The sequence below is a fragment of the Sphaerisporangium sp. NPDC051017 genome (assembly GCF_040683095.1).
GTDB lineage: Bacteria > Actinomycetota > Actinomycetes > Streptosporangiales > Streptosporangiaceae > Sphaerisporangium.
Genome location: NZ_JBFBCI010000002.1, coordinates 319,511 through 326,236, shown reverse-complemented (window position 1 = coordinate 326,236; position 6,726 = coordinate 319,511). Strand labels below are relative to the sequence as shown.

At 60.1% G+C, this 6,726-nt stretch carries 5 protein-coding genes; 3 read left to right on the top strand and 2 right to left on the bottom strand.

Features of this window, described 5'->3' with window-relative positions; genetic code table 11:
* Window positions 1-414: transposase (locus AB0M95_RS04080; RefSeq protein WP_363759120.1), on the top strand; the 414-nt coding region annotated here is incomplete at its 5' end.
* Between the two features lie 707 nt (window positions 415-1,121).
* Here the strand turns inward: AB0M95_RS04080 and AB0M95_RS04075 are convergent.
* Complete coding sequence (locus AB0M95_RS04075; protein WP_363759117.1) at window positions 1,122-2,636, bottom strand: hypothetical protein; 1,515 nt, start codon at window positions 2,634-2,636, stop codon at window positions 1,122-1,124.
* Window positions 2,637-3,026: 390 nt separating this feature from the next.
* On the opposite strand from AB0M95_RS04075, the gene AB0M95_RS04070 reads away from it, so the two are divergent.
* Complete coding sequence (locus AB0M95_RS04070; protein WP_363759114.1) at window positions 3,027-3,653, top strand: hypothetical protein; 627 nt, start codon at window positions 3,027-3,029, stop codon at window positions 3,651-3,653.
* Between the two features lie 70 nt (window positions 3,654-3,723).
* Here AB0M95_RS04070 and AB0M95_RS04065 read toward each other — a convergent pair whose 3' ends face one another.
* Window positions 3,724-5,145: a HEPN domain-containing protein gene (locus AB0M95_RS04065; protein ID WP_363759111.1), complete on the bottom strand. Its 1,422-nt coding sequence runs from the start codon at window positions 5,143-5,145 to the stop codon at window positions 3,724-3,726.
* 252 nt (window positions 5,146-5,397) lie between these two features.
* Here AB0M95_RS04065 and AB0M95_RS04060 point away from each other — a divergent pair, with 252 nt between their 5' ends.
* On the top strand, window positions 5,398-6,714 hold the full coding sequence (locus AB0M95_RS04060) for an IS701 family transposase (protein WP_363759108.1): 1,317 nt from the start codon (window positions 5,398-5,400) through the stop codon (window positions 6,712-6,714).
* Window positions 6,715-6,726: the final 12 nt, after the last annotated feature.

Below are 6,726 nucleotides of genomic sequence, written 5' to 3'. Positions count from 1 at the left end.
CGCCTGTGGCGCTCGGCCGCACTGATCGGCAGGAACGACACGGCCGCGCGGTCGGGCACGCTGATGAAGAAGCACAACGCCCTGGCCACCCGGATCCTTGCCCGCCAGGACGACTACCTGCGGTTCACCCGAGACCAACGGGTGCCCTTCGACAACAACGCGGCCGAGCGCAAGATCAGGATGATCAAGCTGAGGCAGAAGGTCTCCGGCTGCTTGCGCACCCTGGCCGGCGCCGAGCAGTTCTGCGCGATCCGCAGTTATCTGGCCACCGCCCGCAAACACGGCGTCGGCTTCTTCCACGCCCTCGTCGAACTCGCCGAGGGCCGCCCCTGGCTGCCCGCCATCCCAGGGCTCACACTCCTAGACGGTCTTCGCGCCTCCGCCGACAACTCAGCATTGCCTACTGCGGCGTAATCCAACGGATCTTGGTGACCTAACCAGTTACGATCGTGAAAGATCGAGGCTAGGACTGCTGCCTTCACTCTTAAGGTGTCTGATCAATGTTCTTATGCGCTGTACACAAATCAGGCATGTCCTTCTTTGTGTTCGAGCAGAAAACGTAACTTACGTCTATGTGTAAGACGCTGTCGCTGCCGTCGCTGACATAGTCGACAACGAAGCCGGAAGTGTAACCGCTCGCGTCACCTGAATGTGACAATTGTAAAACGAGTTCGGTGCGTTTCTGTATCGGCGAGTCTTCGGGTGAGCAGACCTGTGTGACTTGCCGATTCTCCAGTGGTAGGCCTTTACGTTGGATCGTTATTGACTCGCCATTTCCGATGGTGTCGTCATTGGAGGACCCATCGTGAGGGAGGAGAGTGAAAGCTTCAAGCCGTATCCCGCCTTGCGGGTGCTCTAGACGCACACCTTTTACGGTCACCGACCCGGCCCTATTCAGGCATAGGCGTAGCCCGCCGTACAGGTAGGGTTTGCCCGGCGTGCTGACGCTCATGCCCTCGCCGGTAATGATCCCTCCGCCTAGCCATTGGAGTTTAGGGCCTGCCGGGGCTGCGTCCGCACAGCCTGATGCTGCGATCAGAGCGATGCATGCTAGGGCCGTGCGGACGCTTCCCATACCTGGCAACTCCTATTTATGGTCGAGTCTTTAGTAGCGGATCAGGTCACAACTTGTGCGCTTCGATTCTCGCGGACCTGTTTACTCCTGAAGAGGACGACCCGCAGACCTTGGTGCCGGCCTTGAAGTCCAGCGTGAGCTTCGACTCGTTAGTGTAGCCGCTTTGAGACGACAGGCTGATACCGGCGACCTCGACTCCGGCCGATATGGTCATGTTCTTAGATTGAGTCATGGTCAGCTGGGAGCCGTTGTAGCGCTCGATGCATGCACCGCTTAGAACTGGGTGATTGGCGCGTACGAACTTCTTGATTGGATCACCCAGACTCGTAGGCTTGATGAGTTGTGCCCTCGAGCATGTGTTCTCCCAGCGGGCGTAGTTGACCGTGCCGATGGCCCATGCGTCTACGATACGAGTGATTACATCCTCTTGTGCGCTCGATACGGACAACGTGGCGTTTCCGCTTGCCGTCCACTTGCTAGATCCAGGCGCCTTACCTGCAGCTCCCAGCGTGTGATCCGCGCCAGACTTCTGGTTGAGGGTTCCCTTTGCTTCGAGCCAGTTATGGAACCCCATGTACTGCTCTTCCCGTCCCGGAAAGCGCTCCATGGTTTTCCAGCCGCAAGGCACCTTTTTGGCAGCGGCAGGGACTAGTCCAGCCGACATCTGAGCTGCCGTTATGGTGCCGGCCTGTACAGCTTGGTCGACGAACGAGAAGTCCTGCGTCCGGGGCGCGGTCTCGGAAGTCCGCAGGGCCGCAGCCGCAGCGGCGCTGATCGGTTGTGCTGGCCCAGGTTGAGTTGTGGCCGGAGGCGGCTGTTCTCCGTCCGGTACCGGTTGCACTTCCTCGCCGGCTGGAGCGGTCATCCAGGTGGACGGGTTGTCGTTGACGTCGTAGAGCTTCGGTTGATCGCCGAGGTCGACGACTAGCTGCTGGGGGGCTGAGGCGCCAAGTCCCTCGGTCTTTGCAGTGGACCATCGAGGCGTGACCGCGACTCCACCAGCGGTACCCACGACGATGTTGATGGGGGATGCGCCGGCGGCTCCTGGGACCACGTATACCGGCTCACCGAGCTCGCAGCCATAGGTGACGTCCGGTCCGCATCGTTCTTCCTGTCCTCCAATCGGGGTCGGATACTGAGCTGGTACGGCAGTGGTGTTCCACCGTACTTCTCTCGTGTCGTCGGCGATCGTGATCTCCAGCTGTACACGCCCTCTTGCATCGACGTACTGACTGGGGAGCGATGCAGGGTCGACGTTGACGGAGAAGCGTCCAACCGAGTTGCTGCTCGCGGCCCCAACGAGTAGTGAGGGGACCTCTGCATTAATCGGGAGAGTATCGAGAACGTCCCCGGCGGGGAAGGCGACTACGAGGACGTCTGCCCCGTATACAGGTGTGCCATTCCGGGCTACGACACCACTGACGATCGTCTTTTCCACCAGTCCTGAGTAAGGGTAATCGATGGTGGCGGAGTTGCTGGGTGGGGCGATCGTCAGCACGGTAGCTGCTGATAATGCGAGCGCCGCGAGGAACCGTGTTCGTGCTAAGCGATACTTCGCCATCTTGCTCCCTTGTGTGAGGTGTTTCGGGCATTTTGGTCCAGTGGTCGATGCGAGAACTGGGCGATTACTTCTGCCGAGATGCCCGCCTGTGACAAGTGGTGCATTTACACCATAAGGATTCATGGTGCTTACAACAATTCTTGACATATTCGTTTGGGTGCGCTAACTGCTGACAGATAGTAATATTGACTGTTCTCAACGTGATTAATTTCCTGATCAAAAAAAGAATGCATCATATCATTTGTGGCGAGCGGTCGGGCATCGTGGGAAACCCGTACTCGACCCTCGGTGGTCGGAAGGATCAGCCACGTGACTGAACAGCCGACGACGTTACCGGCGTTCATGCAGAGAGTGAGGGTGAGCTCACAGGCTTCGCCGTAACCTCGATGCATGACCTCTGCCGAGGAGGTTCCCGCCCTCGTCGCTGAGCTCAAGCCGCTCCTGGACCAGCTGCGCGACCTGCTGCCTGAGCAGATCGCCGACGCCACCCGCGGATCCATCCAGCACCACAAGGTCACTGGGTCGCCGGCGCCCTGGCATCCCGAGGCCGGCCCCGTGCTCATGACCATCCACGCCGGCGTGCGGGAGCTGGAGCAGGATCTCCGGTACCGGGTCACTGGCCGTACCGGCGGCCGCGGCGGGTCGGACCGCAACACCGAGGTCGCATTGGACGCGATCGTCAAGCTCGTGCACGGCGTGCCCGAGGACGCCGCGCGCGGCGCCCGGGGACGGCTTGAGAACTGGATCGAGCAGGCCCGGGAGATCCGCGACGTCGGCGAGTTGGAGCGGTGGATCCCGATCCGCGTGCCGCGCGGGGACCTGCCGCCGGGCTGCCCGTACTGCAAGACGTACTCGCTGCGGATCGCCACGCAGTCCGGCCGGGTCGCGTGTACAAACGCCAAGTGCCTGGACTCGCAGGGCAACCGGCCCCGGGGGCGGATCGAAAAGAACAGGGTGACTGGGCAGGCCGTGCTGGCGTGGGCTGATGGCCGCGCTATTTACTACGAAACGTCTTAAAGATTTATCTCGTCCCTTTCCCGTCTACGGGCAGTATAATGTCGGGTTGACCGTTTTCTTAGCCCTCCAGTCATTTTCTGGCCTCTTGAACCTGAGACAGGTTGCTGATCGCTCTTCTTGCATAGTCTGCTGATGATTTGATCGGCCAGGACTGGACGAGGCTGGGGACGAGCTCATGGTTTACGCCAACATATAACAGCATGCATAGGCGAGTAACGTTGAACACGCTTTCCGCTAGCCAGTGCAGGTCGGCACCATCATAGACATCTCTTTCCCCTTCGAGATGTACTAGCTCGTTGCGGCACTGGCTGACAACGCTAGCCCAGATATGTACATCACCTACGAGGGCCTCTGTCACGGGATCCAATTGCTCTGCTAGCTGCCTCAGGCGCCGATTAAGGCTGGGAGCGTTGGAGTGGCGCATGCAATCATCGAACCACTGGTGGTGCTCCTCGGGAAGATGTTGCCTGAGCCCTCGCTTTAAGGTTTTCCACTCCTGCTTGTCCATGTATAGTCCGCCGATGGTGGAGCGGTGAAAACCTTCGGCTGCGGAGGAAACGTTGACGAACCGATTCTCCCCGAACATGTTATCGGCTCGCATGGTCAACAGTGAGCCGATAACTATTCGGAGATTTGGGGCGGCATCAAGCCATCTTGCACACGTTTCGATTCCACCTGCATCCTCGAAGGAAATCAGTGCTTGATGAGACACTGCGGCTCTATTTCCGGTGTCCTGATCCGTTCCCCATAGCTTTGCGTAAAGCTGGATCTTCTTCTTGCTGTCGGGGATGGGTTGCCCTGATAGCAGGAGCTCGGGAACGTCGGAGCGATACAGGTCTATGCTACGGATTGTTCCTAAGGAATCCGTGCAGAGCGTGAGCAGTGCACTTAGATCACTCGCCGACGCGATGATATCCGATAGATCTGTTGGCTCGGTGTAATGCAACTCTATCTGTGGCAGTTGTTGAACAGAAAGCTGTTCGAAAGGGCGGATTTTGTGAGACCAACGAAAGTCTAGACTTATCCGGCCATTGGTAAATGAGGCATGTTGGCTCTGTGGGCGCTCCAGTTGAACTTCGAGTTCTCTGCGATCGGCTCCCGGGTCGCTATTAACCTTAACGTTCAGCATGCCTGTTGATACCCAAGCGGGTAAGTCTCGAAATCGAATAACCGCCTCCTCGAAGAAGGTGTCGTCGACCGCGAAGTGGCCACCGGTAAGTACCAGGTTTGGTGTGTAGCCCGTCCACGACAGTTGGACTGAGTTGATAAGGGTTACTTCGACCTCGCGGCCCTCCTGGCTAACGACCCCGAATATACGCTCTCGAATACCGCCGAACGCTGCCTCAAGAACGCCGTCCGGTGTTATGCGGGCCAGCCTGTTGGCGAGGATGAGACTGCTGCCTTCGGCAAAATCGAAGATCAGCCGACCGTACTGAGCGGCTGTGTCGCTGCCGGGGAACCAGAACTTCCCGGTGAGGTCTAGGGGTTCCATGTATACCTCGATCTAGATCAGTACGTGAGGTATGGAACTTTACGACAGGCATGCCTCTATAGCACAGGATTTATGCGAAAGAGTTCGTTGGTGGTGCTAGTCTAGTACTCCAGCCGTAGATCGTGGTGTGGGCTGAATATGTGCAGGTAGGTGGCACGTATGGCCTGTGGGCCATAAGGCCACCAACAGGCAGAGCGACCACCGCTGTGATCATTCAGGTGTGATGGAACTGAAGATCATGCGGCGGCCGCGATGACCAGACTAGAACACCTGGGCGCCGCTCGCCTGCGAGCTGGACTTGATGAGGCGTTCGCGCTGATCGCGGGCCGGTTCAAGCGGCGTGAGGTACGGCTACGCGCCCGCTCGTGCATCGAAGGGCTGTTGTCAGGTTTGGAGCGCAAGACGAGTTGGTCTCTGGCGGAGTACGCCGGCGAGGCGACACCCGATGGCATGCAGCGGCTGTTCTCCACCGCGAAATGGGACGTGGACGGTACCCGCGACGATGTCCGCGGCTATGTCACCGCCCACCTGGGCCAGGCCGAGGGCGTGCTGGTCGGCGATGACACCGGCTTTGAGAAGAAGGGCGTGCACTCGGCCGGGGTGCAACGGCAGTACACCGGCACCGCCGGGAAGGTCACCAACTGCCAGATCGGGGTGTTCCTCGGCTATGCCACCTCACGCGGCCGGGCCATCCTGGACCGGGAGCTCTACTTGCCTGCCGCCTCCTGGATCGCAGACCCACCGCGATGCGCCACGGCCAAAGTCCCCGCTCAGGTGGGCTTCGCCACCAAGCCACAGCTCCTGCAGGCCATGATCGAGCGCACGATCGTCGCCGGGGTGCCGTTCGGCTGGGTCACCGCCGATGAGGCCTACGGTGACAACGGCCCGCTGCGCCTGTTCCTGGAGAGCCGACAGCTCGCCTACGTCCTGGCCGTTGCCCGCGACCACCGGATCTCCACCCGCACCGGCCCGATACGCGCCGACACCATGACAGGGCAGATCCCTAAAGCGGGATGGCAGCGGCTCTCATGCGGTCCCGGAGCCAAAGGCGAGCGGCGCTATGACTGGGCACTGGTCGCCACCACCAGCCCCGCACACCATCTGCTGATCCGCCGCTCGATCACCAGGCCCGGCGAGCTGGCCTACTTCCTGTGTCACACGCCCAACCCCGCGCCTCTGCCCGAGTTGGTCAGGGTGGCCGGTGCTCGCTGGACGATCGAGGAATGCTTCCAGACCGCCAAGAACGAGATCGGCATGGACCACTATCAGGTCCGTCTCTATCCGGCCTGGTACCGATACATGACCCTGGCGATGCTCGCCCTGGCCTTCCTCGCCGTCACCCGCGCGGCACTGTCGCACGAACCTCAAGAAGAACCTCGCCCATCACGTCCCCGGCCACAGCAGAACCTCATCACGATCTCTGTCAATGAGATCCGCCGACTCTACGCCCAACTGACCCGGCCACCCCTCGATGAGCGTCATGCCCACCGCTGGTCCCAATGGCGGCAACGACATCAAACCGGAGCCCGCCGAGCTCACTACCGGCGACAACAAACCAAAGATCGCTAACTACGGCTGGAG